This is a genomic window from Aeromicrobium phragmitis (assembly GCF_003674095.1).
GTDB lineage: Bacteria > Actinomycetota > Actinomycetes > Propionibacteriales > Nocardioidaceae > Aeromicrobium > Aeromicrobium phragmitis.
The window spans coordinates 248,671-273,787 of the sequence record NZ_RDBF01000002.1 but is presented as its reverse complement, the minus strand read 5'-3'; the positions used below and the strand labels follow the sequence as shown (position 1 = coordinate 273,787).

The window sequence follows — 25,117 nt, the reverse complement described above, 5'->3', positions numbered from 1 at the left end:
CACGGGGCTTCGCCCCTCTATGGCTGGTTCTCCGCAGGGTCGCTCAAGCACGGGGCTTCGCCCCTCTATGGCTGGTTCTCCGCAGGGTCGCTCAAGCACGGGGATGGGCTTGGCGGTAGGCGGCGCGAAGTCGCTCGTTGCTGACGTGCGTGTAGATCTGAGTGGTACCGAGCGAGGCGTGGCCGAGGATCTCCTGTACCGATCGAAGGTCGGCACCGCCTTCGAGCAAGTGGGTCGCTGCGGTATGCCGGAGACCGTGCGGACCGAGATCGGCGACGCCGTCGACCGCACCCAACCGGTCATGCACCACCCGGCGAACGGTACGTGGATCGATCCGCCCCCCGCGCACCCCGAGAAACAGCGCGGCCCCGCTCTGCGACGCCGCCATCCGCGGTCGGCCCCGCCGGGTCCAGGCTTCGAGTGCTGCTCCGGCGGGCGCGCCATAGGGCACCGCGCGCTCCTTGCGGCCCTTGCCGAAGACGCGGATGACGCGACGCTCCAGATCCACGTCGTCGACATCAGCACCGACCAGCTCGCCGACGCGGATGCCGGTGGCGTACAACACTTCGACGATGGCCAGATCGCGCAGGCCGACCGGGTCCTCCTCGTCCACCTCGATGGCATCGATGACGGCGCGGATGTCGTCCTGACTCAGCGCGGGCGGCAGTTCGCGGTGCGCCTTGGGACTCGCCAGCAGGGCCCCGGCATCCTGCTCCGCGCGCCCGGTGCGGGCGAGCCAGGAGGTGAAGACCCTGGCCGCCGTCGACCGGCGCTGCAGCGTGGTCCGCGCGGCGCCGCGGGTCATGAGGTTGGCCAGCCAGCTGCGCAGCGAGCGCAGATCGAGTCGAGCGGGGTCGTCGATGCCGAGCCGCCCCGCATGCACCGCGAGACTGCGCAGGTCGACGAGGTACGCGCGCACGGAGTGCACGGACAGGTCGCGTTCACGGGCCAGGTGGGATTCGTACTCGCCGAGGACGCGCGCCCACCGTTCGCTGATCTCTTCCTCGCCGGACACTCATCCTCCTGCGAACGGCGGGAGGATGTCGACGGTCTCCGTGCCGTTCTCCACCTGGCCGCCGAACCCGCGACGCTCGCCGTCGACGAGCACGGAGCAGCCCTCCAGCACCGGGCGCGCGGCCGGCGAGACCGTGCTCAGCGCCTGCACCACCGTGCCCACCGTGGTCGGAGCGGTGAGGCCGAGACCGTCGAGGGTGAACTCGCCCTGCCCGACCGCGTGGCGAGCCGCGGCGAAGAGTCGAATCATCGTCATGGGCGATCACCCACCGATCTGACTCATCGATCGTTCCGGAGCGACGAAGCTCGCGTCGATGCCATGCGCCGCCGGCTTGCCCCACATCGCCGTACGCCAGAGCTCGGCAAGCTCCGCATCGCCCGCGCCGTCGCGCAAGGGCCCGAGCAGGTCCGTCTCGGTGCGGGCGAAGAGGCAGTGCCGCACCGTTCCCTCGGCGGTGAGACGTGTTCGCCGACAGTCGGCGCAGAACGGCTCGCTGATGGACGCGATGATCCCGATCGTGCCGCGTCGCGTGCCGTCGGCCGCGTAGACGTCGAAACGCTCGGCCGGGGCTCCGTCACGCGGGGCCGGGTGCGGGCGGAGCGCGACGCCGCGCTCCTCGAGCAGCGTTCGAACCTGAGCGGCGGTCACGAAGGTGGAGTGGTCCCAAGTGCGATCGGCATCCAACGGCATCTGCTCGATGAACCGCAGCTCGAAATCGCGACCCAGACACCACTCCAGCAACTCGACGGCGTCATCGCCGTCGTTGACGCCGGGCATGAGCACCGCGTTGATCTTGATCGGCGTCAGGCCCGCCGCCTCGGCCGCGTCGATCCCCTCGAGGACGCGAGGGAGCAAGGACCGGCGGCTGAGCAACTGGGCGTGAGTGGGATCGAGCGTGTCGAGCGAGATGTTGATGCGCTCGAGTCCGGCGTCGGCGAGCGCCTGCGCGCGTGACGCGAGCCCGACGGCGTTGGTCGTCAGGCTGAGGTCGACGTCGAGCGGGGCGAGATCGCCGACGATCTCGACGAGGTCGCGGCGCAGCAACGGTTCTCCGCCGGTCAGGCGGATGGAACGCACCCCGAGTTCGCGCACCGCCAGCGTCGCCAGCCGAGCGATCTCGCTACGCGTCATGAGCGCATCGTCGGGAGCGAGCGGCAGTCCTTCCGCGGGCATGCAGTAGGTGCACCGCAGATTGCAGCGCTCCGTGAGCGAGATCCTCAGGTCGTCGGCGACGCGGCCGTGGGCATCGAGCAGTCCGGTACCGGCACTGGGCGTCACGACCGAAGGGGACATGTTCCTCAGTATGACCCGGACGACCCAAGATGTGTGACGTAGGTCGTACGACCGCGGGTCAGCACGTCGGGCACGCTCCCCTCGTCCACGATCTGTCCTTCTTCGAGCACGACGACCCGATCCGCCAGGGCGGAGAGGTCGGCCGCGTCGTGGGTGACGAGCAGGACGGTGCACGGTTCCAGCAGCTCCGCGAGGGCCGCCCGGACGTCGATGGCCGACGCCACGTCGAGCGCGGCGAGCGGCTCGTCGAGCAGCACGACCTGCGGCTGGGCGGCGAGGGCTCTGGCCACCGCGACGCGCGCCGCCTGGCCCCCCGACAGCTGGTCGGCATACCGCCGGCGCCAGGTCTCCGCACCCAGACGTCGCAGTACACCGCGGGCTCGCGCTCGGCGATCGGGCCCGCGCAACGAGAACGCGACGTTGTCGAGCGCCGTCAGGTGGCCGAAGAGATGGCCGCGCTGCGTCAGGAGCGCCACCCCACGGCGATGCGGCGGAGCCGTCTCGACGGCTTCGCCGCCCACTGACACGGCGCACCCACGAGCGTGGACGACACCGGCGACCACCGACAGTAGCGTCGATTTTCCCGCCCCGTTCGGGCCGACCACGGCCACGGTCTCCCCCGCCGCGATGTCGAGCTCGACGTCGACCCCCCGCTCGGGAACGACGGCACGCACCGACAGCGCCGCGCCGGGACGGGGCGCGGCCCACTCGACGGACGCCGGGTCCGGCCCCGGGCGACGACGCCACGGTCCAGTGCGCTGGCGGCCGTAGGTCACCACGATGACCACGACCGCGACCGCGAGCAGCAACGCCGAGAGCGCTACGGCCCCGTCGGGATCGGTCTCGCGCTGCAGGTAGATCTCGAGGGGAAGCGTGCGCGTTACGCCCTGCAGGCTCCCGGCGGCGGTGATGGTGGCGCCGAACTCGCCGAGCGCCCGGGCGAAGACGAGGACGGTGCCGGCGGCCAGCGCCGGAGCGAGGCGCGGAAGCGTGACTCGCCAGAACACTTGAGCCGGACTCGCCCCGAGGGTCGCCGCCGCGACGTCGTCACCACCGTCGTCGCCGCGCAGCGCGCCTTCCACGCTGAGCACAAGGAAGGGCATCGCGACGAAGACCTGCGCGATGATGACGGCCGCGGTGCTGAACGCCAGCTCGACTCCCCACGCCTCCAAGGTGGCGCCGAGCAGGCCACGGCGACCGATCGCGCTCAGCACCGCGACGCCTGCCACGACGGGCGGGAGTACGAGCGGCAGCAGCACCAGTCCGCGCGCGAACGCCTTGCCGGGGAACGAGCACCGCGCCAGCACGAGAGCCAGCGGCACACCCGCGAGGACGCAGATGACCGTGGCGACGGACGTGGTGAGCAGGCTGAGCCGCAGGGCGGTCAGGGCGCTGTCGCTCGTGAGCAGCTCCGGGAGCCGACCGGGATCGACGCGCGCGAGCAGCGCGACGACCGGCACCGCCATCGCCACGGCGGCGATCACGGCGATGCCGATCGCCGCCCGCGGTACGCCGACAGCGCGGGGTCTCATGGCGCTCCGAAGCCGGCGGTCCTGAGCCGTTCCGCACCGGGCCCGGTCACGATGAAGTCCACGAACGCCGCAGCGAGATCGGGGTGCTCGGTGTCGGCGAGCACAGCCGCGGGGTACCGCACGATGTCCTCGGCGGAAGAGGTCTTCGGGTCGACCGCGGCCACGCGATCGCCACCTCGCGCGATGTCCGTGACGTACACGAGGCCGGCGTCGGCCTGCCCCTCGGAAACCGCGGTGAGGACTCCGCTGACCGACGACTCCTCGCTCGCTGGGCGCGCCGGCACTCCGGCGCGTGCGAGCAGCTGGGCACTCAGCGCACCGCATGGGACCTGAGGCGCACACAGCACGGTCGTGACGTCCGGCCGGGACAGATCCGCTAACCGTTCGATCCCGGCAGGGTTTCCGGCGGGCACCGCGATCGTCAGCCGGTTGGTGGCGAAGCGTTCGGGCTCCTCGGCGAGCTCCGCCTCGACGACGGTGGTCATCGTCCGCTCGTCGGCCGCGGCGAACACGTCAGCCGGCGCACCTTCGACGATCTGCTGCGCGAGGTCGGAGGAACCGGCGAAGGACAACTGGACGTCCACGCCCGGGTGTTCCGCCTCGAAGTCGGCGGCGATGTCCTCGAACACGTCCGTGAGCGAGGCGGCCGCGAACACCGTCAGGGTGCGACGCTCGGTCTCGGCCGATTCGGCGCAGGCACTCGTCGCGGCGAGCACGAGGAGCAGGACCGCGAGGACGGGACGCCTCATCGGTCGCCCTCCGCCGTCTCGACGATGACGGTCGTGGCTTTGACGACCGCCGTTGCGACGACACCGGGCTCGAGGCCCAGATCGCGAACGGACTCCGTGCTCATCAGGGACACGACTCGATGCGGACCGCACTGCAACTCGACCTGCGACATCACCGCGTCGCTCACGACCTCCGTCACGATTCCGACGAAGCGATTGCGGGCTGACCGCGCCACCCCGAGTCGATCCGCCGGCGCGACCGCGTGGTCGCGGGCATAGCGCCCGAGGCTCGCGCCGTCGACCGTGACCGGACTGCCACCGGCGGCCTCCAACTCATTGGCGGACAGCAGCCGCCGAACGGTGTCCGTGCTGACACCCAGGAAGGCAGCCGCTTCGGAAACTCGGATCTGCGTCACAATGTCGAGCATATCGGCGCATCTGCGACAGCGCCCCGGCGGATACAGTGTGCGCATGAGCACGTCCATCGAGGAGCACCGCGACGCTGTCGCGCATCTGATCCATTTGGCGGACGCACGGCGGCGCGAACGCGTCGAGGACGTGGCGGTGGAGGCGTTGACGAATCCTCGCCGATTAGCCGAGGACGTCCTCTCCGCTCACGACCTTCCGCCCTTCGACAATGCGCAGATGGACGGCTACGCCGTCGCCGCTCATGACCTGGCCGGGGCCACCCCTCAGCGTCCGGTCGCCCTCCCCGTGGCGTCTCCCATCCCGGCCGGCGCCGACACCGGCGTGCATTCACCCGGTACCGCCGCGCCGATCATGACCGGGGCGCCGGTGCCCAAGGGCGCGGACACCGTGATTCCCATCGAGCACGTCGAGCCGTCGCGCTTCGACGTTCCCGAGGTCCGGTTCTCGACCGCGCCGCCACCGGGGCAGTTCGTCCGGCCGCAGGGCGACGACGTGAGCCGCGGGGCGCTCCTTCTTCCGCGCGGCACGTGGACGACGCCCGCCGCGATCGGGTCACTCACCGCCGCCAGGGTGCGCAGCGTGCGCGTCGAGGGCGAGCTTCGCGTCGCGATCGTGAGTTCGGGCGACGAGATCGCGTCCGGGCAACTCGCCGACGGCAACGGCGTCGCGCTCACCGCAGCGGTGCGTGAGGTCGGCGCCTCCGCGTCTCGCCACGTCGTCCGCGACGACCCGCGCGAGTTCGCGTCACTGCTCGATGAGCTGACCAGCACGAGCGACCTCGTCCTCACCACCGGCGGCATCAGCGCGGGTGCCTACGAGGTCGTTCGCCAGGTGCTCGAACCGTTGCCCGCATCCTGGTTCGACCACGTGCCGCTTCAGCCGGCGGGACCGCAAGGCAGGGCATTGCGCAACGGCCTGCCCATCGTCTGCTTCCCGGGCAATCCCGTGAGCACACTCGTCTCCTTCGAACTGTTCGTCCGACCTGCGCTGGCCCGCAGCTGCGGTGTCGTGAACCCGGACCGTCCGGCGGGCTCGGGCCGGCTCGCCGCGCCCCTGACGTCGCCGGCGGGCAAGCTGCAGGTGCGTCGGGGGCGTGTCGACGACGACGGTCTCGTCCACCTGGTCGGCGGCGCCGGTTCTCATCTGCTCAGCAGTTATGCGGCGGCGACCCATCTGGTGTTCGTTCCCGCCGACGCCGATCGCCTCGCTGCCGGCGATACGGTGGCCTGGTGGAGGATCGCAACGCACTGAGCCACTACCGGAACGACGGATCGGCCCACATGGTCGACGTCTCCGGCAAGCCGCCCACGACGCGCACGGCGACGGCGACCGGCCGGCTCGTCACGCGTCCCGACGTCGTGCAGCAGATCGCCGAGGGCTCGCTGCCCAAAGGGGAAGCGCTGGCGACCGCCCGGATCGCAGGGATCCTGGCCGCCAAGCAGACCTCCTCGCTCATCCCCCTGTGCCATCCGCTCCCCCTGTCGAAGATCGAGGTCGATCTCGACCCCGGCGAGGATCACGTGCTCATCACCGCGACCGTCCGCACCACCGCGCCGACCGGTGTCGAGATGGAGGCGCTCACCGCGGTCAGCGTCGCGGGACTCACCTTGTACGACATGATCAAGGCCGTCGACCGGGCCGCCGTCCTGAGCGACGTGCGCGTCGACCGCAAGCAGGGTGGGACGACCGACTGGGAGCGGGACGATGCCTGACGTGCGCGTGGGGATCGTCGTCGCGTCGACGCGGGCCGCCGCTGGTGAGGCGGAGGACGGCACCGGGCCGGTGATCGCCGACTGGGCCCGGCAGCACGGATGGGCTGTGGATGGGCCTCACGTCGTGGCCGACGGTCAGCCGGTGGAGCGACTGCTCCGCGATCTGGCGGCTTCGGGCACCGCTCTCGTCGTGACGACCGGCGGGACCGGGATGAGCCCTGACGACGAGACCCCCGAACGCACTCGTGCCGTCATCGATCGTGAGGCGCCCGGTATCGCCGAGCGGCTGCGCGCCGCGGGTCTCCACCAGACGCCGATGGCCGCGCTGTCGAGGGGAATCGCCGGTATCGCCGAACGCACGCTCATCGTCAACCTTCCCGGCTCCCGAGGAGGCGTGCGCGACGGCCTCGCCGTTCTGGACGAACTCGCCGCGCATGCGCTCGCTCAACTCGGGCATCTCGCCGACGATCAGCCTCATCCACCTCGCGAAGGGACCTCCGCATGACCGTCGAACTGGCCGATCTGCGCGATGGCGATCTCGACCTCGCCGAACTCGTCGACCTGGTAGCGCACGAGAGCGCCGGTGCCGTGGCGACGTTCACGGGAGTCGTCCGCAACCACGACGGCGGCAAGCAGGTCACGCGACTGGAGTACGAAGCCCACCCCGAAGCCGCCGCGTACATCGAGGCCAGCGCCGGTCGGATCGCTGCTCGTCACGACGGCGTGCGCGTCGCCGTCGTCCATCGCACGGGTCCGCTCGCGATCGGCGACGCCGCGATCGTGGCCGCCGTGGCCGCAGCGCATCGCCGTGAGGCGTTCGCCGCCGTGGCCGACCTCGTCGACGACGTGAAGGCGACGGTGCCGATCTGGAAACACCAGTTCTACACCGACGGCTCCGACGACTGGGTCAACGCACCGTAAGGGCCGTCAGCGGCCGCCGTCGCCGGGGTCGCTGTCGCGCCCGCGGCTCTCGCGCAGCGCTCGACCTTGCTCGATGTACTCGCGCTCCTTCTTCTCGTCCTTGTCGATCTTGCGGGTATCGCGAGCCGGCAACTGCACGGTCTCCTCCGCTGCGATACCCGCCTGCAGTTCGCGCCCTCGCTCGAGCTCGCAGTCCAACTCCGCGCCGAAGAGCAACGCGAGGTTGGTGATCCAGAGCCAGAGCAGGAACACGATCACGCCGGCGAGGGCGCCGTAGGTGCGGTTGTAGTTGGAGAAGTTGGCGACATAGAAGCCGAAGCCGACCGATGCCACGATCCAGGTGAGGATCGCGACCACGGCGCCGACGCTCAACCAGCGGAACTTCGGCTGCTGGACGTTGGGCGTGGCGTAATACAGGATCGCGACGACCACGACCACCACGACGAGGACGCCGGGCCACTTGGCGATGTTCCACGCCGTCACCGCCGCGGAGCCGACACCGAGCGCGTCGCCGACCGCCTCGGCCACGGGTCCGCTGACGACCAAGGCCACCGCTGCGACGGCGATCAGGATGAGCGCGACGAGCGTGATGAGCAGCATCATCGGGCGCAGCTTCCAGATCGGGCGGCCCTCGCCGATCTCGTAGATCCGATTCATCGCGCGGCTGAAGGCGTTGACATAGCCCGACGCCGACCAGAGCGCCAGGGCGAGGCCGGCGATCAGTGCGAAGCCGGCACCGCCGGAGGTGGCCAGTTGCTCGATGGTCGGAGTCAGCGTCTCGGCCGCGGAGGGGTTGAGTTGCTCCACGACGTCGATGACGGTCTGCGCCGTACTGGGGCCCTGGCCGACGAGCCCGACCAAAGAGAACAGCGCCAACAAGGCGGGGAACAGCGCCAAGACGGCGTAGTGGACGAGGGCGGCGGCCAAATCGATGCATTGGTCCTTGGAGAACTCGCGCGCGGTCTTGCGCACCACGTAGAACCAGGACGGCTTGGAAATGTCGCTCAGTTCGTCGGGTTTCCGGTCGTCGTCGGGTGCGGGCGCCTCCCCGGTCTCGCGTGCGGACGCTTCTCGCGTTTCGTGCGGCCGGTGCTTCTTCCGCCCGAAGATCATCGACGCTTCCTCCACACCACGAACGCGACGACGAGTGCCACGGCGACCACGACCCCGGCCGGAAACGCCGGTCCGCTGCCGTGCACCGCTCGGTTCGCCTTCGCCTTCGTCTGGTCGAAGGTGTCCTGTGCCTGATGCTTGACGCCGGATATGCGACGTTTGGCCTGCTCCTTCACGTCCAGTCGTTCGCCGAGCGCGTCGACGGTGTCGGCGAGTCGTTCACGCGTCTGGGCGATATCGGCCTCGATCTCGTCGGGGGTGGCGTCCCGGGGCGGCTCTGGCATGGGATCAGCTGGTGTGGTCACGATGACGAGCCTCCTTGACGGCCTCGATGTCGTCCTTGATGGTGTCGACGGTGCGTTCGGGCTTCGGTGAGACCTGCTGCACCTGCTTCTTGCCGATCAACGCGGCGACGCCGGCGCCGACGAAGAGCACGACGGCGACGATCAGCGCTGCGAGCCAGGCGGGGGTCACGAGGTCGAGCGCGAGGATCGCGGCCGCGACCAACGCTCCGAAGCCGAACCACGCGAGGATCCCGCCGGCACTGAACAGACCCAGTCCCACACCGGCGCGCTTGCCGGTCTCGCTGAGCTCGGCCTGGGCGAGCCGGATCTCGTCACGGACGAGCCGTGACGTCTCCTGGGAGAGCCGGGCCAACAGCTCGCCGGTCGTGGTGTCAGAGGGCGCGGCCGATGTCCTCGCGTCGGCGCCCTCGGGATTCGCGTGCGACATGCGCTGCTCCTCACCCGCAGTTTCGTGGTCCCTTCCACCTGTTCCGTTCACCACGGACCGGAAATCGAAACCCCTCACGGAGCCGGCGAGGACGTCGCCGTCCGCTGCCACCCCTCCGCCGTCGCTTCGACAGCGCCGTCGGCCTCCAACCGCCGCAGGGCGCGCACGGTGTGCAAGGTGCCGATGCGCAGCTCACGGGCGATCTCCGCGGGCTGACGTGGCGACGCGTCGTGGAGCTGTCCGAACACCGCAGTCGCGACGGGGTCGACGTCGACCGCCCGATCTTTGGCAATCCGCCCGTGGAAGCCCACCAGCTCAGCCACCACGTCGGCGCCGCTGCCCACCAGGACCGCTTTGCCCGACCGCACCGCGTCGTGGGTGCCCTGCGACTGCGCCGAGGTGACGGGGCCGGGCACGGCCATCGTCGTGCGGCCGAGTCGGTCGGCCCACTGCAGGGTATTGAGCGATCCGCTGCGGTGCGCGGCTTCGACCACGACCAGCCCGTCGGCCAATGCGGCGATGAGACGGTTGCGCGCCAGGAAGCGGGAGCGCGCCGCCGCACGGCCCGGCGGATATTCCGACACCACCACCCCGTACTCGGCGATCCGGCCCAGCAACGACGCGTGAGCGCGCGGGTAGTCCAGGTCCGCGCCGCACGCGAGCACCGCGATTCCCGCGTCGCCGGCCGCCAGTCCCCCGCGATGGGCGGACGCATCGATGCCGAAGGCCGCCCCGCTGACCACGGTGAACCCGCTGGCGGCCGCCGATGCCGCGATGTCTCCGGCGACTTCAGCCCCGTACGTTGTGCAGTCGCGCGCGCCCACGACGGCCACCGCGTGCTCGCTGAGGAGCCGCAGATGACCGGTGCCGCGGCACCACAGTCCCAGCGGCGCGCCCCCGGCGCCACCCGCGGTCTCCACCTCGTCGAGCCCGGCGAGTTGCTCGGGCCACTCCTCGTGCCCGGGAGTGATCCACCGCAGCCCCTGCTCACGACCGACCCGCAGCATGTGTTCGACCTGATCCTCGGGACCGTCCGTCACGTGCTGCCAGGGCTCGGGCCACATCGCCGGCCGACGGCGGACCGCGTCGAGAAGCGCGGCGGCTCCTCCCTGCTCGCGCAAGGCGGACGCCAGGCGCGGGTCGCCGGGCTCGACGTTGAGGCTCAGGAGGAGTCGGGCGCGGTCGTCCTTCACGCTGCCTCCAGCCGCAGACGAAGCGGTCCGCCGATGCCGGTGCCGCGGCGCAAGGCGAGCGCCGTGGCGATGTCGTCGGCGGTGGGGCAGTCGTTGCCCACGAGATCGGAGACCGTCCACGCGACCCGCAGCACGCGGTCGGCGGCCCGAGCGCTGAGCTTGCCCGCCTGCACCTGGTCCTCGAGGACGGAGCGGCCCTCGATCGTGGGGGGAAACACCTTGCGCAGTTCGATCCCCGAGACCTCGCTGTTGAGCCGGTAGCCGATCTCGCCGAGCCGCAGCGTTTGACGCTCGCGGGCGGCGAGGACGTCCTCGCCCCAGGCGGCGCTGCTGCGTTGCGAGCCGACTCCCGCGAGCTCCGGACGCGTGGGAGCCCGCAGCATCCGATGGATGTCGATGCGGTCGCGTACCGGACCGCTGATCTTGTCGAGATAGCGGCGGCGGGTCACCGGCGGGCATTCGCACCGCTCGGTCATCGACCCGTGATACCCGCACGGGCACGGGTTGGCCGCGAGGATCAGTTGGAATCCGGCCGGGAAGGCGACCGTCTGGGCCGAACGGGACACCACGATCTGCCCGCTCTCCAGCGGCTGGCGCAACGCGTCGATGACGTTGACCGCGAACTCGGGAGCTTCGTCGAGGAAGAGGACGCCACGGTGCGCCAGACTCATGGCTCCGGGCCGGATCTGCCGGCTACCACCGCCCACGATCGCGGCCGCGCTCGCCGAGTGGTGCGGGTCCACGAACGGTGGACGACGCAGGAGCGGCGCATCCGCGGGAAGCACGCCGGCGACCGAGTGCACGGCGCTGACGTCGAGCGACGCGGCGAGATCGAGGTCGGGCAGCAGCCGTGGGAGCCGGCGCGCGAGCATCGTCTTACCGATCCCCGGTGGCCCGGTCATGAACACGTGGTGACCTCCGGCGGCGGCGATGACGACGGCGAGCCGGGCGTCGTCCTGCCCGGCGACGTCGGCGAGGTCGAGCTGGTCGACCCGGTGGCTCGACCAGCTCGACTCCTCGGCGACCTCGAGCGGCTCCACCGGCGGGTCGTCGGGAACCTCCTTGCCGGTCAGCAGCGCGATGGTGTGCCGCAGCGACCGCACCCCTACCGTCGTCACGCCAGGGACGAGGGACGCCTCGCCCACGTTGGCTTCGGGCACGACGACCCGCGCGACGCCCGCCTCGGCCGCAGCGAGGACCGCCGGCAGGATGCCGCGGACGGCGCGGATACGGCCGTCGAGGGCGAGCTCACCGAGGAAGACGGTCTCACCGATGCGCTCCGCCGGCACGAGTCCCTTGGCGGCGAACACTGCCACGGCGATGGGCAGGTCGTAGTGCGACCCGTTCTTGGGCAGGGAGGACGGCGCTAGGTTGATCGTGACGCGATGGTCGGGCCACGACGTGCCGGAGTTGACGACGGCGGACCGGACCCGGTCACGCGCCTCGCTGACGGTGGCGTCGCCGAGCCCGACCACGACGGTGGCGGGCATGCCGCTGGAGACGTCGACCTCCACCTCGATCGGTCGGCCCCGCAGGCCGTCCAGCGCCACCGAGCGCGTCACGCCCGCCATCACGCCACCCCGGTGATGCGCTCGACCTGCGGCGCGCCGCGCGGGGGTACGAACACCGAGAGGGCGTCGATGCGCACGCTCGGCGGGTGGAGGCCGTGGACCTCGAGCCAGTGCGCGGCCAGGCGACGCAACCGAGCGGCTTTCTGCGGTCCGACCGCCTCCAGTGGCGAACCGTAGCGGTCGCCCGTGCGGGTCTTGACCTCACAGACCACGAGCGTCGAGCCGTCCCGCGCGACGATGTCGACCTCGCCGTAGCGGCACGTCCAGTTGCGCGCGAGGATGACCATGCCCTCCGACCGCAGGTGGTCGGCGGCGACCTGTTCGCCGTAGGCGCCCAGCGCTTTGTTGCGTGCGTACGTCATGGCCCGAGCCTCGCCGCGAGGGCCGGGACTGCACTACCGCCGGGGCGCCGGCTGTGGACGAGGCGGGCCCTGTGGAGATCCCGCCCCGGCCCGCGAGGTGAGCGGTGCGCTATGACGCACGCGACCCGACAACGTGGGGGATATCTCACCGCCCGGCGCGCAGGTGCGGGATATCTCACCGCCCGAGGCGGCGGTCAGTCCTCGGGGAGCTTGAAGTCCGAGTCCTGCAGCTCTTCGACATTGACGTCCTTGAACGTCAGGACCTTGACGTTCTTGGCGAACCGGGCGGGACGGTAGATGTCCCACACCCACGCGTCGGCCATCGTGACCTCGAAGTAGGCGTCACCGGTCTCCGAACGCACCTTCACGTCGACGGCGTTGCACAGATAGAAGCGGCGGTCGGTCTCCACGACGTATTTGAAGATCCGAACCACGTCGCGGTACTCGCGGTACAGCGCGAGCTCCATCTCCGTCTCGTACCGCTCCAGGTCTTCAGCGCTCATGATGCTTCACTCGCTCGCTCATTTCGATCTTCTCCCGCCGCGCCGTCAGCACGGCGCGGACGTTCGCGTACGTCATCCGGTGCTCGGAGCACGGACCGTGCTCGCGGAGGGCCTGCTCGTGGCGCGGCGTCGAGTAGCCCTTGTGCACGGCGAAGTCGTACTGCGGGTAGCCCTCGTGCAACTGCTCCATGATCCGGTCGCGGGTCACCTTCGCGACCACGGACGCGGCCGCGATCGACGCGGAGACCTGGTCACCCTTCCAGACCGCGAGTTTGGGGACGCCCAGCCCGTCGACGCTGAACCCGTCGGTCAGCACGTACGCGGGGGTCTGCTCGAGCCGGGCGAGCGCGCGGCGCAACGCGGCGACGTTCGCCCGGTGCAGTCCCAGCGCGTCGCACTCGGCGGCCTCCACGACGACCACGGAGACGGCCGTCGCCCGCTCGTGGATGCGTTCGAAGCAGGCTTCGCGGCGCTTGGGCGTCAGGAGCTTGGAGTCTGCGAGGCCGTCGATCGGCCGCTCGAGGATGACGGCGGCCGCGACGAGCGGGCCGGCGCACGCCCCCCGCCCCGCCTCATCGACGCCGGCGACGGGCGCGAGTCCCCGCCGCGCGAGCGCGCGTTCGTAGCCGTAGAGCCCGGCGTCTCGACGGATCGTGGGACCGGAGAGCAGGGTGGTCACGGCACCCCTTCGAACGCGTCGCTGTGTTCGATGAAGCCGAACCGGCTGAACGGCCAGACGCGCAACCAGGCCTTGCCGACGACCGCGTCCTCGCGGATGAAGCCGCCCCCGGGGTCGCCGAGGTGGTAGCGCGAGTCCGAGGAGTTGCCCCGGTTGTCGCCCTGCACCCACAGGTAACCGTCCGGCACCTCGACGGTGAACGTCGGTTCGCCGTTGGCCGCCTGGTCGGCCAGGTACGCCTCCTCGACCGGCTGTCCGTTGACCATGAGCCGGCCGGCGCTGTCGCAGCACTCAACGGTGTCGCCACCGACGCCGACGACGCGCTTGATGAGGTGGCCGCCCGACGGGTAGAGCCCGATGACCTCGAGCGCCTTCTGGACCACGTTGCTCGGAGCCGTCGCCTCGGCCGAACCGAGCCAGCCTCCCGGGTCGTCGAAGACGACGATGTCACCACGATCGGGTGAGCCGCCCCAGTACGACACCTTCTGCACGAGCAGCTTGTCGTCGACCTGCATCGTGGGCTCCATCGACTCGGACGGAATGTAGAACGCCTGCACGAAGAACGTCTTGACGATGACGGCCAGGACCACTGCGGTGACGACCAGGAGAATGGATTCCTGCCACACGGGCAACTGGCGCTTCTCGGTCACCCGATGAGCGTACCGGTCCGCTCGACGCCGCTCGCCAAGACGCGCCCCGAGACAAACACCACGGCCCCGCCGAAGCGGGGCCGTGGTGGGTGAAGAAGATCGACGCCGGACTCAGTCCTCGCGCTTCTCCTTGATCTTGGCGGCCTTGCCGCGCAGGTTGCGCAGGTAGTAGAGCTTCGCGCGGCGCACGTCGCCGCGGGTCGCGACCTCGATCTTGTCGATGACCGGCGAGTGGACCGGGAAGGTCCGCTCGACGCCGACGCCGAAGCTCACCTTGCGGACGGTGAACGTCTTGCCGATGCCCGAACCCTGCACCTTGATGCAGACGCCCTGGAACATCTGGACGCGCGAGCGGTTGCCCTCGACGATGTTGACGTGCACCTTGAGGGTGTCGCCGGGACGGAAGTCGGGGACGTCGTCGCGCAGCTGGCCGCTGGCGATCTGATCGATGACGTTGGTCATGTCTACTCCTCGCCGGTGCCACAGGTCACCAACGGATACGAAACGATGATGGGCGGTGCTGTAGACGACGGGTCTCCCCTGTGGCAGAGGCGTCGGCACCAAGGGATCATTTTGCCACACCGCTCCACGGCGAGGAAATCCGACCTGTGCCGCAACAGCCCGAAGGGGCGCTCGGAGGCGCCCCTTCGAACCGACAACGAGAGGTCAGTCGAACTTGTACCCCTCGCCATGCAAGGCGAGATCGATCCCGGCGATCTCGTCCTCCTCGCGAGCCCGGAAGCCGATCGTCTTGTCGATCGCGACGCCTAGCGCATAGGCGACGGCGAACGAGTAGACGGCGACCGCCAGAGCCGGCACGATCTGCGTCAGCAGCTGGTCGATACCGCCGCCGGTGAACAGACCGGTGTCCGTCGCGAAGAAGCCCAGGTAGAGGCAGCCGACGAAGCCGGCCACCAGGTGCAGACCGACGACGTCGAGCGAGTCGTCGAAGCCCAGCGTGAACTTGAGATCGATCGCGAAACAGCAGGCGATGCCCGCGACCAGGCCGAGGACGATCGACCACCAGGGCGTGAGGTTGGCGCACGCCGGGGTGATCGCGACGAGCCCCGCGACGACGCCGGACGCCGCACCGACCGCCGTGGCCTTGCCGTCCTTGACGTGCTCCACGACGAGGAACCCGATGACGCCGGCCGCCGGTGCGGCGATGGTGTTGAGGAAGATGAGCGCGCCGGTGCCGTCGTCGCCCGCAGCGCCGGCGTTGAAGCCGAACCAGCCGAACCAGAGGATCGCCGCGCCGATCAGGACGAGCGGCACGTTGTGCGGAGCCGAGTCCTCCTTGGAGAAGCCGACCTTGCGCTGGCCGAGCACGAGCGCGAGCGCCAGTGCCGCGGCGCCGGCGCTGATGTGCACGACGGTGCCGCCGGCCCAGTCGAGCACCTCCGTGTCACCGAAACCGAAGGTTCCGATCCAGCCGGTGAGGTTGCCGTCGCCGTCGAGGCCCCATACCCAGCCCTGCGAGGGGAAGTACACGAGGGTCGCCCACAGCCCCGCAAAGACCATCCACGGGAAGAACCGCGCCCGATCCGCGACCGCGCCGGAGATCAGCGCCGTCGTGATGACCGCGAACGTCGAGCCGAAGGCGACGCCGGCCAGGCTGGCCGGATCCTCCGCGGCCATCGTACTCAGCGCGAAGTCCGAGAAGGGGTTGGCGAGGACACCGTCGATGATGTCGTCGCCGTTCGAGCCCATGTTGAAGCCGTAGAGGATCCACAGGACGAAGACCAATCCCATGGCGCCGAAGCTCAACATCATCATCGACACGACGCTCTTGGCCTTGACGAGGCCACCATAGAAGAAGGCCAGACCGGGCGTCATGAAGAGAACAAGCGCTGCCGTCACGAGCAGCCAGATTGTTCCGGGTTCCATATCAACCTCTTTGCGAGTCGGTGAAAGGGAAGCCACGACACGGCGGCGCTGCCGCGACTGGCACGTCATCGATGCTCACGAAGCGGCGTTACGTCCCCCTACCGCAGGTGTTTCCCCCGCGTTACGCGAACGCGGGGGTGGTTAAATCTATCGACACGCTCAGGGGGCGAGGTCCGGGCGGCGCTCTCGGGTACGGCGCAGCGCCTCCTCGCGGCGCCAGGCCGCGATCTGGCCGTGGTGCCCCGACAACAGCACGTCGGGAACCTCCCGTCCGCGCCAGGAGGACGGCTTGGTGTAGACCGGGTACTCCAGCAGGCCCTCGCCGGCGTGCGACTCCTCGCTGAGGGACTCGGGGTTGCCCATGAACCCGGGGATGAGCCGCACGATCGCCTCGGTCATCGCGAGCGCGGCCACCTCTCCCCCGTTGAGCACGAAGTCGCCGAGGGAGAGTTCCTGCACCGTCCAGCGATCGTTCGCCTCGTCGACGACCCGCTGGTCGATGCCCTCGTAGCGGCCGCAGCAGAAGACGAGGTGCGATGCCGAGCTGAGCGACTCGGCGTGGCCTTGGGTGAAAGGGATGCCCGAGGGGGTGGGCACGATGACGACGCTGTCGTCGCGACACACGGCGTCGAGGGCGGCGCCCCAGGGTTCGGGGCGCATGACCATGCCGGCACCGCCGCCGTAGGGCGTGTCGTCGACCGTGCGGTGACGGTCCTGGGTCCAGTCGCGCAGGTCGTGGACGACGACCTCGAGCAGACCTGCTCGCTGCGCCTTGCCCGGCAGCGACAGGTCGAGCGGCGCCAGATAGTCGGGGAAGATCGTGATGACGTCGATCCGCACGTCAGCGCCCTTCGGGCGGGGTAACGGTCTCGGCGGCGTCCGGATCGAGGAGTCCGGGCACGTCGGCGACGACCAGCACCCGGCGTTCGATATCGACCTCGGGAACCAGCGCGGCGACGAATGGCACGAGGATCTCGCGTCCTTCGGCGTCGATCGCGAGGGTGTCGTGGGCCGGCAGGTGCAGCACGCCGGTGACTTCACCCACATGCGCTCCGTCTCGACGTGCCACGCGCAGTCCGATGAGCTGGTGGTCGTAGAACGCGTCGTCGTCCTCGGGCAGTTCGGCCGGGTCGACGTCCGCTTCGATGACCTGGCCGCGCAGGTGTTCGGCGGCCGTACGGTCAGCAACCTGGTCGAAGGTGACCAGCAGTTTGCCGCTGTGCGGGCGGGCGGCCTTCACGGTAAGCGAACGCCCCGCACAGACGACCGACGAGCCCGGAGCGAAACGTCGCTCGGGCTCGTCGGTACGCAGGTCCACGGCCAGTTCGCCGCGGATGCCGTGGGCTCGGCCGATCCGGCCGATGACGACCAGCATCGTCGACCTCGCTCAGCGCTGGCGGTCGACGTCCACGAAGTCGATCCGTGCGCCGCCGCGGCCCGCGAGGGCCGAGACGACGGTACGGATCGCCGTGGCGGTGCGCCCAGCGCGACCGATCACCTTGCCGAGATCGTCGGGGTTCACCCGCACCTCGAACAGCTCGCCGCGGCGAGTCTGCTTGGTGCGGACGGAGACGTCGTCGGGATGATCGACGATGCCCGCGACCAGGTGTTCGATGACCTCGCGCAGGGGCGCACCCATGGTCACTCGGCCTCGGCGGCCGGGGTCTCTTCGTCGGCCTTGGCCTCGTCGGCAGCCGGCTCCTGGGCCTTGGGCTTGCTCGACTTGGTGGTGGCCGACTTCTTGGGCTCGGCGTGCAGCTCCTTGAGCGCCTCGTCGAAGGCCTCGGCCTTGTCGCGCTTGGGCTCCGGCTGCTTGAGGGTGTTCTTGCCGCCCTCGATGTCGCCGGTGAGCTTGAGGATCGCCGCGACGGCCTCGGTCGGCTGCGCGCCGACTCCCAGCCAGTACTGCGCCCGCTCGGAGTCGACGTGGATGGTCGACGGCTCGGTCTTCGGATTGTAGGTGCCGATCTCCTCGATCACGCGGCCGTCGCGCTTGGTGCGCGAGTCGGCGACGACGATGCGGTAGAACGGCGTGCGGATCTTGCCCATCCGCTTGAGGCGAATCTTGACTGCCACGAGTGTGGTGTCTCCTTGTTGATCTGAGCTGTCGGTGACGACGCCGTGACGTGTGGGGTAAGCCCGGCGGCATCCAGGGCCGGCGACTCACAGCTGAGAGGGTCTGAAAGCCCACCGGACACGATCACCCATTGTGCCAGAGGACGGCACGGCCCTCCAAACAGGCCGCGCCGGCGTCAGCTCGCCGGTGCGGCGAACTGCGCGGCGTACAGCCGCTGGTAGGCCCCGCCCGCCTCCAGCAGCTCCTCGTGCGTGCCCTGCTCGACGATGCGCCCCTGCTCCATGACGACGATGAGGTCGGCATCGCGAATCGTCGAGAGCCGGTGCGCGATGACGAAACTCGTGCGTCCGCTGCGCAGTCGGCCCATCGCCTCCTGTACGAGCGCCTCTGTCCGGGTGTCGACCGAGCTGGTGGCTTCGTCCAGGACCAGGATCGCCGGATCGGCGAGGAACGCCCGGGCGATCGTCAGCAGCTGGCGCTGGCCCGCACTCACTCCCCCGCCCTCGTCGTCGATCCGGGTGTCGTACCCCTCGGTGAGGGTCCGCACGAAGTGGTCGGCGTGCGCGGCCTGAGCCGCGGCGACGACCTCAGCCTCGCTGGCGTGCTCCGCCCCGTAGGCGATGTTCTCGCGGATCGTGCCGGAGAACAGCCAGGCATCCTGCAGCACGACGCCGAAGTCGTCGCGCAGGTCCGCACGGCGAAGATCCGTGATGTCGACCCCGTCCAACGTGATCCGGCCGTGGTCGAGCTCGTAGAACCGCAGCAGCAGGTTGGTGAGCGTGGTCTTGCCCGCGCCGGTCGGCCCGACGATCGCCACGGTCTGCCCGGGTTCGGCGACGAGCGAGAGGTGTTCGATGAGCGGCTCGTCGGTGTAAGAGAACGAGACGTCCTCGAAGGCGACCCGCCCCCGCACGGCCTCGATCACCCCGCCGTCCGCGGAGTCCGGACGTTCGCGCGGCTCGTCCAGCAGGCCGAAGACCCGCTCGGCCGAAGCCACACCGGACTGCAGCAGGTTGACCATCGCGGCGACCTGGGTGAGCGGCTGGGTGAACTGGCGCGAGTACTGGATGAACGCCTGCACCGAACCGATCGACAAGCGTCCCGACGCGACCTGCACCCCGCCGATGACGGCGACCAGCACGTAGTTGAGGTTGGAGACGAACATCATCACCGGCTGGATGACGCCCGAGATGAACTGGGCCCGGAACGCCGCGCCGAACAAGGCGTCGTTGCTCTCGTCGAACTGCTCACGCGCTCGCTGCTGATGCCCGAAGACCTTGACGACCTCATGCCCGGAGAACGTCTCCTCGACGTATCCGTTGAGGCGACCGGTCTGGGTCCATTGGGCGATGAACTGCGGCTGCGAGCGTTTCATGATCGCGCCGGTGATGGCGATGGCGACGGGAATGGTCACGACCGCGATGAGCGTCAGCAGCGGCGAGATGGTCAGCATCATCACGAGCGTGCCGACGACCATGAGCAGGCTGGTGATCATCTGGCTGAGCGTCTGCTGCAAGGACTGAGCGACGTTGTCGATGTCGTTGGTGGTGCGCGAGAGGATCTCGCCGCGTTCCTGCCCGTCGAGGTACGACAGCGGCAGCTGGTGGATCTGGTCCTCGACGTCGCCACGCAGCCCGGCGACCACGCGCTGGACGACGGTGGTGGCGAGGACGCCCTGCAGCCACATGAACAGCGAGGACACCAGATACAGGACGGCGGCACCGGCCAGCACCCAGGTGAGGGTGGAGAAGTCGATGCCTTCGCCCGGACGCAGGTCGACCGAGCCCACGAGATCGGCGAGCTGGTCCTGTCCGTCGGCACGCAGCTGCTCGACGACCTGCTCCTTGCTCGCTCCTGCCGGGAACCGGCTCGACAGGAAGCCGTCGAACACGAGGTCGGTGGCGTACCCGAGAATGCGTGGCCCGACGACGGCCAGCACGGTGCCCACGAGGCCGAAGACTCCCAGCCCCCACACGAGGAGTCGGTCGGCGAGCAGCATCCGGGCGAGGCGCCCGAACGTGGCGCGGAAGTCGGCCGGTTTGGCTGGCGGCTGTCCCTGGAAGCTCACGAGGCGGCCTCCTGCTCGCTCAGTTGCGAGAGCACGATCTCGCGGTAGACGTCGTTGCCCGCCATGAGCTCCTCGTGGGTCCCGGTGCCGACGACATTGCCGCGGTCCAGTACCACGATCCGGTCGGCGTCGCGGATCGTGCTGATGCGCTGCGCGACGATCACGACCGCGGCGTCCGCCGTCACCTCGGCGAGTTCTCGGCGTAGCGCGGCATCGGTGGCGTAGTCCAGTGCCGAGAACGCGTCGTCGAACAGATAGATCAGTGGCCGTTTGACGAGGGCGCGGGCGATGGCGAGTCGCTGCCGCTGCCCTCCGGAGACGTTCGACCCACCCTGGGTGATGGGGGCGTCGAGACCGGCGGGCATCCGCTCGACGAAGTCCCGTGCTTGCGCGATCTCGAGCGCACGCCACAGCTCATCGTCGCTCGCATCGGGCTTGCCGAACTGCAGGTTCGAGCGGATCGTGCCGCTGAACAGCACCGCTTTCTGCGGCACCAGGCCGATCGCCGCCCACACGTCCGCTGGGCGAAGGTCACGGACGTCGTGCCCGTCGAGCAGAACACGGCCTGCGGTGACGTCGAAGAGCCGGGTCATGAGCCCGAGGACGGTGGACTTGCCGCTTCCCGTGCCCCCGACAATCGCGGTGGTCTCACCGGGCCGCACGAGGATGTCGACCTCCCGGACCACGTCGTGCTCGGCCCCCGGATACGCGAATGAGGCGTGCTGCACGTCGATGCGACCCTGCTCGATCCGGACCGCGGGAACGTCGGGGCTCATGTCGATCGCCGGCGTCGTGCGGAGGACCTCCCCGATGCGCTCCGCCGACACGTGTGCCCGGGGCCACAGCATGAGCATGAAGGTGGCCATCATGACGGCCATGAGGATCTGAATGAGGTAGTTCTGGAACGCCGTCAAGGCACCGACCTCGAGGTCGCCGGAGCCGACTCGGTGCGCTCCCCAGCCGATCGCGAGCACGACCGACAGGTTCATGATGCCCATGAGCAGCGGGAAGAACATGCTCATGAGGCGGCCGGCGGAGATGGCCACGTCGCGGTACTGGACGTTGGCCTCGTCGAACCGCTCGATCTCGTGCCGCTCCTTGACGAAGGCACGGATGACCCGGATGCCCGCGATCTGCTCGCGCATGATGCCGTTGATCGCGTCGATCCGCGTCTGCATGAGTCGAAAGAGCGGCTGCATGCGACCGATGACGAGGGCGAGGCTCACGATGAGGACCGGCAGCACGATCAGCAGCACGCCGGAGAGTTCGACGTCCTGACGGAGCGCCATGACGAGTCCGCCGACTCCGGTGATGGGTGCGGCGACCAGCATCGTGAGTCCCATGAACAGCAGCAACTGCACCTGCTGGACGTCGTTGGTGGACCGCGTGATGAGTGTCGGGGCGCCGAACTGAGCCATCTCGCGGGAACCGAATCCCTCGACGGCGCCATACACGGCGGCGCGGAGATCGCGGCCCACCGCCATCGCGACCCGGGACCCGACGTAGACCGCGATCACGTTGCAGATGACCTGCAGCACGGTGACCGCCATCATCAGCCCGCCGACCTGCCAGATGTAGCCGATATCGCCTTGGGCCACACCGTCGTCGATGATGTCGGCGTTGAGCCCCGGCAGATAGAGCGTCGCCATGGTCTGGATCAGCTGAAACAGGCACACGACGGCGACCTGCCAGCGGTACGGACGCAGGTGACGACGCAGCAGTCCGATCAGCACCTCGTCAGACTACGGCCCCTCCCCGACAGTCTCGGACGGCCGGCGAGGTTCAGACGGGCCGCTCGGGGATCCGGTACCGGCGCAGGAAGGCGCGGGCGATGTCCTCGGGGGTCAACGTGATGTCGAAGACCCCGCCGTTCTCCTCGGGCTCCAGGGGCTCGAGGGTGTCTTGCTGGGACTGCAACAACGATGCCGGCATGAAGTGGTCGCGACCTTCCATCCGCTCGCGGATGAGATCGTGGTCGCCCACGAGGTGCAGGAAGATCGTGCGCGGCGCGGACCGCGTCAGCAGGTCCCGGTAGACGCGGCGTAGTGCCGAGCAGCTGATGACGCCGCCCACATCGTCATGCTCCGCGAGCCATCGCCCGATGTGCTCCAGCCAGGGCCAACGGTCCTCGTCGGTCAGCGCGACGCCCTGCGACATCTTCTCGACGTTGGCGGGCGGATGGAAGTCGTCGCCGTCGACGTACTCCACATCGATCAGGTCGGCGACCGCGTGCCCTACGGCGGACTTACCCGTTCCCGAGATCCCCATGACGACGACGAGGGGCGGTGCAGTCATGGTGACGACCCTAGGTCGAGTCGTCCGCCGACGCCAGGGCGCACAGCTGCCAGAGGTGACGAGGTCTCAGTCGTGCAGCGCCGCGGCGATGGCGCGCTCGAGGTCACCGTACGAGGCGAGCTCGACCGGTTCGCCGTCGACGAAGAAGGTCGGCGTCCCGTCCACACCGAGGGCGCGGCCGGTCTCGAAGTCGGCCGCAACGCGCAGCACGGTGGCGTCGTCGCCTACCGCGGCGTCGTACGCTGCCATGTCGAGTCCGAGCTCGGCCGCGTACTCGCGGAACAACGGGGCACGGTCCACGTCCCCGGATTCGCCCCACGCGTCCTGCCGCTCCAGCAGCATCCGGTACATTTCCTCCAGGTGGTCCTGCTGGGCTGCGGCCTCGACCGCCAGCGCGGCGGGAACGGAGTTGGAATGCCCCGGCATCGGGAAGTACCGCAGCGCAAACGCCACGCGATCGCCGTACTGCTCCCGGAGCCGCTCGACCTCCGGATAGAACGCGCGGCACACCTCGCACTCGAAGTCGATGAACTCGACGACCGTCACCTCGGCGTCGCCGGGACGGTCGAGGAAGCGGGTGTCGGCAGCCACCACGGCCGCCGCGGCGCCACTGTTCGTTCCCCGCGGCCCGGACTCGCGCTCGGTCCACGCGGCCAGCGCCCCGACGAGAGCGAGCGCGACGAGGACGACGGCACCACTCACCACGGCCCGCCTGCGCGTGGACATCAGAGCAGGTCGCGCAGTTCCTTGGGCAGCTCGAAATCGCCGCCGGCGGACTGGTCGTAGCCGAAGGCGGCGGCGCCGTCGGGCTTCTTCGCCGGAGCCTGCTGCGCTTGAGCGGCGCGCTTGGCCGGGTTGCCCGACACCTTCTTGCCCTTCTTGCCCTTCTTCGACTGAGGCTTCTGCTTCGCGCCCGCGCGCTTGCTGGCGCCGGGAAGCCCGGGCATGCCGCCCATTCCGGGCATCTGTGGCATGCCGCCGCCCTTGGCCATCTTCTGCATCATCTTGCTGGCCTCGAAGAACCGCGTGACGAGCTGATTGACGTCGCTGACCTGAGTGCCCGAGCCCCTGGCGATGCGGGCGCGGCGGGAACCGTCGATGATCTTCGGGTTCTCGCGCTCAGCCGGCGTCATCGAGCGGATGATGGCCTTGATCTTGTCGACCTCGCGCTCGTCGAAGTTGGCCAGCTGGTCCTTGAACTGGCCCATGCCGGGCATCATGCCGAGCAGCTTGGTCATCGAGCCCATCTTGGCGAGGGCTTCCATCTGCTGCAGGAAGTCAGAGAGCGTGAACTTGCCGCCGGCGACCTTCTCGGCCGCCTTGGCTGCCTCTTCGGCGTCGAACGCCTTCTCGGCCTGCTCGATGAGGGTGAGCACGTCGCCCATGTCGAGGATGCGCGAGGCCATCCGATCGGGGTGGAAGACGTCGAAATCGTCGAGCTTCTCGCCCATGGAGGCGAACATGATCGGCCGGCCGGTGACCGAGCGGACCGACAGGGCGGCACCACCGCGGGCGTCGCCATCGAGCTTGGACAGGACGACGCCGGTGAAGTCGACGCCCTCGAGGAACGCCTGGGCCGTGCCGACGGCGTCCTGACCGATCATCGCGTCGATGACGAACAGCACTTCATCGGGATTGACCGCAGCCCGGATGTCGGCGGCCTGCTGCATCAGCTCGGCGTCGATACCGAGGCGACCGGCGGTGTCGACCACGACGACGTCGTGCAGCGTCCGCTTGGCCTCGGTGATCGCGTCGCGTGCGACCTGCACCGGATCGCCGACGCCGTTGCCCGGCTGCGGGGCGTAGACCGTGACGCCGGCCTGCTCGCCGACGACCTGGAGCTGGTTGACGGCGTTCGGCCGCTGCAGGTCGGCCGCTACGAGCATGGGCGAGTTGCCCTGCTCCTTGAGCCACTTGCCGAGCTTGCCGGCCAGGGTCGTCTTACCGGCACCCTGGAGACCGGCGAGCATGATCACGGTCGGGGGGTTCTTGGCGAACCGGATGCGCCGGGTCTCGCCGCCGAGGATGCCGACGAGCTCGTCGTTGACGATCTTGATGACCTGCTGCGCCGGATTGAGGGCCTCGCTGACCTCGGCGCCGCGAGCGCGCTCCTTGACGTTCGCGATGAACTCGCGCACGACGGGCACGGCCACGTCGGCGTCGAGCAGCGCGACCCGGATCTCCCGGGCGACCTGGTCGATATCGGCGTCGGACAGCTTGCCCTTGCCGCGGAGCGTCTTGAACGCCGACTGGAGCCGGTCTTGGAGCGAATCGAACATAGGTCTTTAGGGTATCCGAGCGCCCGCAGCCTCCCGGTCGACCTCCCCGGCGCGAGCTGATCGTCCACGTGAAGGTCG

At 69.6% G+C, this 25,117-nt stretch carries 30 protein-coding genes; 4 read left to right on the top strand and 26 right to left on the bottom strand.

The window, feature by feature from the left end; genetic code table 11:
* Positions 1–91: 91 nt before the first annotated feature.
* Genes D9V41_RS04175 through D9V41_RS04150 form a run of 6 tightly spaced genes read right to left on the bottom strand, consistent with a single transcriptional unit; the run spans position 92 to position 4,984 of the window.
* Positions 92–1,015 carry a tyrosine recombinase XerC gene (locus D9V41_RS04175; protein WP_121793270.1) on the bottom strand — a complete coding sequence of 308 codons (924 nt, stop codon included), beginning with the start codon at positions 1,013–1,015 and terminating at the stop codon, positions 92–94.
* Positions 1,016–1,270, bottom strand: coding sequence for a MoaD/ThiS family protein (locus D9V41_RS04170; protein ID WP_121793269.1), 255 nt, complete (start codon positions 1,268–1,270; stop codon positions 1,016–1,018).
* 6 nt (positions 1,271–1,276) lie between these two features.
* The gene (gene moaA / locus D9V41_RS04165) at positions 1,277–2,308 is read right to left on the bottom strand and encodes a GTP 3',8-cyclase MoaA (protein ID WP_121793268.1); all 1,032 of its coding nucleotides are present in this window, start codon (positions 2,306–2,308) and stop codon (positions 1,277–1,279) included.
* Positions 2,309–2,313: 5 nt separating this feature from the next.
* Positions 2,314–3,840: an ABC transporter permease gene (locus D9V41_RS04160; protein ID WP_121793267.1), complete on the bottom strand. Its 1,527-nt coding sequence runs from the start codon at positions 3,838–3,840 to the stop codon at positions 2,314–2,316.
* The gene (gene modA / locus D9V41_RS04155) at positions 3,837–4,589 is read right to left on the bottom strand and encodes a molybdate ABC transporter substrate-binding protein (protein ID WP_121793266.1); all 753 of its coding nucleotides are present in this window, start codon (positions 4,587–4,589) and stop codon (positions 3,837–3,839) included. The genes D9V41_RS04160 and modA overlap by 4 nt, the downstream gene beginning before the upstream one ends.
* Positions 4,586–4,984, bottom strand: a complete 399-nt coding sequence (locus tag D9V41_RS04150; RefSeq protein ID WP_166375907.1) for a TOBE domain-containing protein — start codon at positions 4,982–4,984, stop codon at positions 4,586–4,588. Before D9V41_RS04150 ends, modA begins: the two co-directional genes overlap by 4 nt.
* 55 nt (positions 4,985–5,039) lie before the next feature.
* On the opposite strand from D9V41_RS04150, the gene D9V41_RS04145 reads away from it, so the two are divergent.
* Genes D9V41_RS04145 through D9V41_RS04130 form a run of 4 tightly spaced genes read left to right on the top strand, consistent with a single transcriptional unit; the run spans position 5,040 to position 7,630 of the window.
* Positions 5,040–6,248, top strand: coding sequence for a molybdopterin molybdotransferase MoeA (locus D9V41_RS04145; RefSeq protein WP_121793264.1), 1,209 nt, complete (start codon positions 5,040–5,042; stop codon positions 6,246–6,248).
* A complete protein-coding gene (gene moaC, locus D9V41_RS04140; protein WP_121793263.1) occupies positions 6,227–6,709 on the top strand; it encodes a cyclic pyranopterin monophosphate synthase MoaC in 483 nt (160 codons plus the stop codon). Before D9V41_RS04145 ends, moaC begins: the two co-directional genes overlap by 22 nt.
* Positions 6,702–7,214, top strand: coding sequence for a MogA/MoaB family molybdenum cofactor biosynthesis protein (locus tag D9V41_RS04135; RefSeq protein WP_121793262.1), 513 nt, complete (start codon positions 6,702–6,704; stop codon positions 7,212–7,214). The genes moaC and D9V41_RS04135 overlap by 8 nt, the downstream gene beginning before the upstream one ends.
* The gene (locus tag D9V41_RS04130) at positions 7,211–7,630 is read left to right on the top strand and encodes a molybdenum cofactor biosynthesis protein MoaE (protein WP_121793261.1); all 420 of its coding nucleotides are present in this window, start codon (positions 7,211–7,213) and stop codon (positions 7,628–7,630) included. Before D9V41_RS04135 ends, D9V41_RS04130 begins: the two co-directional genes overlap by 4 nt.
* A gap of 6 nt (positions 7,631–7,636) precedes the next feature.
* Here D9V41_RS04130 and D9V41_RS04125 read toward each other — a convergent pair whose 3' ends face one another.
* From D9V41_RS04125 to ffh, 20 genes are all read right to left on the bottom strand, one after another.
* A complete protein-coding gene (locus D9V41_RS04125) occupies positions 7,637–8,743 on the bottom strand; it encodes a YihY/virulence factor BrkB family protein (RefSeq protein WP_208006730.1) in 1,107 nt (368 codons plus the stop codon).
* Positions 8,740–9,048, bottom strand: a complete 309-nt coding sequence (locus tag D9V41_RS04120; RefSeq protein ID WP_133434110.1) for a DUF3618 domain-containing protein — start codon at positions 9,046–9,048, stop codon at positions 8,740–8,742. Before D9V41_RS04120 ends, D9V41_RS04125 begins: the two co-directional genes overlap by 4 nt.
* Positions 9,032–9,475 (bottom strand): phage holin family protein, encoded by a 444-nt coding sequence (locus D9V41_RS04115; RefSeq protein ID WP_121793259.1) that lies wholly within the window; start codon positions 9,473–9,475, stop codon positions 9,032–9,034. The genes D9V41_RS04120 and D9V41_RS04115 overlap by 17 nt, the downstream gene beginning before the upstream one ends.
* A 74-nt stretch (positions 9,476–9,549) precedes the next feature.
* The gene (gene dprA, locus D9V41_RS04110) at positions 9,550–10,668 is read right to left on the bottom strand and encodes a DNA-processing protein DprA (protein ID WP_121793258.1); all 1,119 of its coding nucleotides are present in this window, start codon (positions 10,666–10,668) and stop codon (positions 9,550–9,552) included.
* Positions 10,665–12,239: a YifB family Mg chelatase-like AAA ATPase gene (locus D9V41_RS04105; protein ID WP_208006729.1), complete on the bottom strand. Its 1,575-nt coding sequence runs from the start codon at positions 12,237–12,239 to the stop codon at positions 10,665–10,667. Before D9V41_RS04105 ends, dprA begins: the two co-directional genes overlap by 4 nt.
* Positions 12,239–12,601 carry a YraN family protein gene (locus D9V41_RS04100; RefSeq protein WP_121793256.1) on the bottom strand — a complete coding sequence of 121 codons (363 nt, stop codon included), beginning with the start codon at positions 12,599–12,601 and terminating at the stop codon, positions 12,239–12,241. The genes D9V41_RS04105 and D9V41_RS04100 overlap by 1 nt, the downstream gene beginning before the upstream one ends.
* Positions 12,602–12,795: 194 nt before the next feature.
* Positions 12,796–13,104, bottom strand: a complete 309-nt coding sequence (locus D9V41_RS04095; RefSeq protein WP_121793255.1) for a DUF2469 domain-containing protein — start codon at positions 13,102–13,104, stop codon at positions 12,796–12,798.
* Entirely contained in the window at positions 13,094–13,774 is a 681-nt protein-coding gene (locus D9V41_RS04090) for a ribonuclease HII (RefSeq protein ID WP_166375916.1), read from the bottom strand. Before D9V41_RS04090 ends, D9V41_RS04095 begins: the two co-directional genes overlap by 11 nt.
* Positions 13,775–13,779: 5 nt before the next feature.
* Positions 13,780–14,433, bottom strand: coding sequence for a signal peptidase I (gene lepB, locus D9V41_RS04085; RefSeq protein WP_243697149.1), 654 nt, complete (start codon positions 14,431–14,433; stop codon positions 13,780–13,782).
* A gap of 111 nt (positions 14,434–14,544) precedes the next feature.
* Positions 14,545–14,895 (bottom strand): 50S ribosomal protein L19, encoded by a 351-nt coding sequence (rplS, locus tag D9V41_RS04080; protein WP_121793253.1) that lies wholly within the window; start codon positions 14,893–14,895, stop codon positions 14,545–14,547.
* A gap of 204 nt (positions 14,896–15,099) precedes the next feature.
* Positions 15,100–16,320 (bottom strand): ammonium transporter, encoded by a 1,221-nt coding sequence (locus D9V41_RS04075; RefSeq protein WP_121793252.1) that lies wholly within the window; start codon positions 16,318–16,320, stop codon positions 15,100–15,102.
* 159 nt (positions 16,321–16,479) lie between these two features.
* Positions 16,480–17,160: a tRNA (guanosine(37)-N1)-methyltransferase TrmD gene (gene trmD, locus D9V41_RS04070; protein WP_121793251.1), complete on the bottom strand. Its 681-nt coding sequence runs from the start codon at positions 17,158–17,160 to the stop codon at positions 16,480–16,482.
* 1 nt (position 17,161) lies between these two features.
* On the bottom strand, positions 17,162–17,695 hold the full coding sequence (gene rimM, locus D9V41_RS04065; protein WP_121793250.1) for a ribosome maturation factor RimM: 534 nt from the start codon (positions 17,693–17,695) through the stop codon (positions 17,162–17,164).
* A 12-nt stretch (positions 17,696–17,707) separates the two neighbouring features.
* A complete protein-coding gene (locus D9V41_RS04060) occupies positions 17,708–17,959 on the bottom strand; it encodes an RNA-binding protein (RefSeq protein ID WP_121793249.1) in 252 nt (83 codons plus the stop codon).
* Positions 17,960–17,961: 2 nt separating this feature from the next.
* Positions 17,962–18,396 carry a 30S ribosomal protein S16 gene (gene rpsP / locus D9V41_RS04055; protein ID WP_121793248.1) on the bottom strand — a complete coding sequence of 145 codons (435 nt, stop codon included), beginning with the start codon at positions 18,394–18,396 and terminating at the stop codon, positions 17,962–17,964.
* A 176-nt stretch (positions 18,397–18,572) separates the two neighbouring features.
* A complete protein-coding gene (locus D9V41_RS04050) occupies positions 18,573–20,465 on the bottom strand; it encodes an ABC transporter ATP-binding protein (RefSeq protein WP_243697148.1) in 1,893 nt (630 codons plus the stop codon).
* Positions 20,462–22,198: an ABC transporter ATP-binding protein gene (locus D9V41_RS04045; RefSeq protein WP_121793247.1), complete on the bottom strand. Its 1,737-nt coding sequence runs from the start codon at positions 22,196–22,198 to the stop codon at positions 20,462–20,464. Before D9V41_RS04045 ends, D9V41_RS04050 begins: the two co-directional genes overlap by 4 nt.
* A gap of 49 nt (positions 22,199–22,247) precedes the next feature.
* Positions 22,248–22,760, bottom strand: a complete 513-nt coding sequence (locus tag D9V41_RS04040; RefSeq protein WP_121793246.1) for a gluconokinase — start codon at positions 22,758–22,760, stop codon at positions 22,248–22,250.
* A gap of 66 nt (positions 22,761–22,826) precedes the next feature.
* Positions 22,827–23,486, bottom strand: coding sequence for a DsbA family protein (locus tag D9V41_RS04035; protein WP_121793245.1), 660 nt, complete (start codon positions 23,484–23,486; stop codon positions 22,827–22,829).
* Positions 23,486–25,039: a signal recognition particle protein gene (gene ffh, locus D9V41_RS04030; RefSeq protein ID WP_121793244.1), complete on the bottom strand. Its 1,554-nt coding sequence runs from the start codon at positions 25,037–25,039 to the stop codon at positions 23,486–23,488. The genes D9V41_RS04035 and ffh overlap by 1 nt, the downstream gene beginning before the upstream one ends.
* Positions 25,040–25,117 lie beyond the last annotated feature (78 nt).

Excerpts from the sequence above, each read along its gene's own strand:
- D9V41_RS04170 (WP_121793269.1), bottom strand. The coding sequence starts at position 1,270 with ATGACGATGATTCGACTCTTCGCCGCGGCTCGCCACGCGGTCGGGCAG.
- moaA (WP_121793268.1), bottom strand. The coding sequence starts at position 2,308 with ATGTCCCCTTCGGTCGTGACGCCCAGTGCCGGTACCGGACTGCTCGAT.
- D9V41_RS04160 (WP_121793267.1), bottom strand. The coding sequence starts at position 3,840 with ATGAGACCCCGCGCTGTCGGCGTACCGCGGGCGGCGATCGGCATCGCC.
- modA (WP_121793266.1), bottom strand. The coding sequence starts at position 4,589 with ATGAGGCGTCCCGTCCTCGCGGTCCTGCTCCTCGTGCTCGCCGCGACG.
- D9V41_RS04145 (WP_121793264.1), top strand. The coding sequence starts at position 5,040 with ATGAGCACGTCCATCGAGGAGCACCGCGACGCTGTCGCGCATCTGATC.
- D9V41_RS04135 (WP_121793262.1), top strand. The coding sequence starts at position 6,702 with ATGCCTGACGTGCGCGTGGGGATCGTCGTCGCGTCGACGCGGGCCGCC.
- D9V41_RS04130 (WP_121793261.1), top strand. The coding sequence starts at position 7,211 with ATGACCGTCGAACTGGCCGATCTGCGCGATGGCGATCTCGACCTCGCC.
- D9V41_RS04125 (WP_208006730.1), bottom strand. The coding sequence starts at position 8,743 with ATGATCTTCGGGCGGAAGAAGCACCGGCCGCACGAAACGCGAGAAGCG.
- D9V41_RS04115 (WP_121793259.1), bottom strand. The coding sequence starts at position 9,475 with ATGTCGCACGCGAATCCCGAGGGCGCCGACGCGAGGACATCGGCCGCG.
- D9V41_RS04105 (WP_208006729.1), bottom strand. The coding sequence starts at position 12,239 with ATGGCGGGCGTGACGCGCTCGGTGGCGCTGGACGGCCTGCGGGGCCGA.
- D9V41_RS04100 (WP_121793256.1), bottom strand. The coding sequence starts at position 12,601 with ATGACGTACGCACGCAACAAAGCGCTGGGCGCCTACGGCGAACAGGTC.
- D9V41_RS04095 (WP_121793255.1), bottom strand. The coding sequence starts at position 13,104 with ATGAGCGCTGAAGACCTGGAGCGGTACGAGACGGAGATGGAGCTCGCG.
- rplS (WP_121793253.1), bottom strand. The coding sequence starts at position 14,895 with ATGACCAACGTCATCGATCAGATCGCCAGCGGCCAGCTGCGCGACGAC.
- D9V41_RS04075 (WP_121793252.1), bottom strand. The coding sequence starts at position 16,320 with ATGGAACCCGGAACAATCTGGCTGCTCGTGACGGCAGCGCTTGTTCTC.
- rimM (WP_121793250.1), bottom strand. The coding sequence starts at position 17,695 with ATGCTGGTCGTCATCGGCCGGATCGGCCGAGCCCACGGCATCCGCGGC.
- D9V41_RS04060 (WP_121793249.1), bottom strand. The coding sequence starts at position 17,959 with ATGGGTGCGCCCCTGCGCGAGGTCATCGAACACCTGGTCGCGGGCATC.
- D9V41_RS04040 (WP_121793246.1), bottom strand. The coding sequence starts at position 22,760 with ATGACTGCACCGCCCCTCGTCGTCGTCATGGGGATCTCGGGAACGGGT.
- D9V41_RS04035 (WP_121793245.1), bottom strand. The coding sequence starts at position 23,486 with ATGTCCACGCGCAGGCGGGCCGTGGTGAGTGGTGCCGTCGTCCTCGTC.
- ffh (WP_121793244.1), bottom strand. The coding sequence starts at position 25,039 with ATGTTCGATTCGCTCCAAGACCGGCTCCAGTCGGCGTTCAAGACGCTC.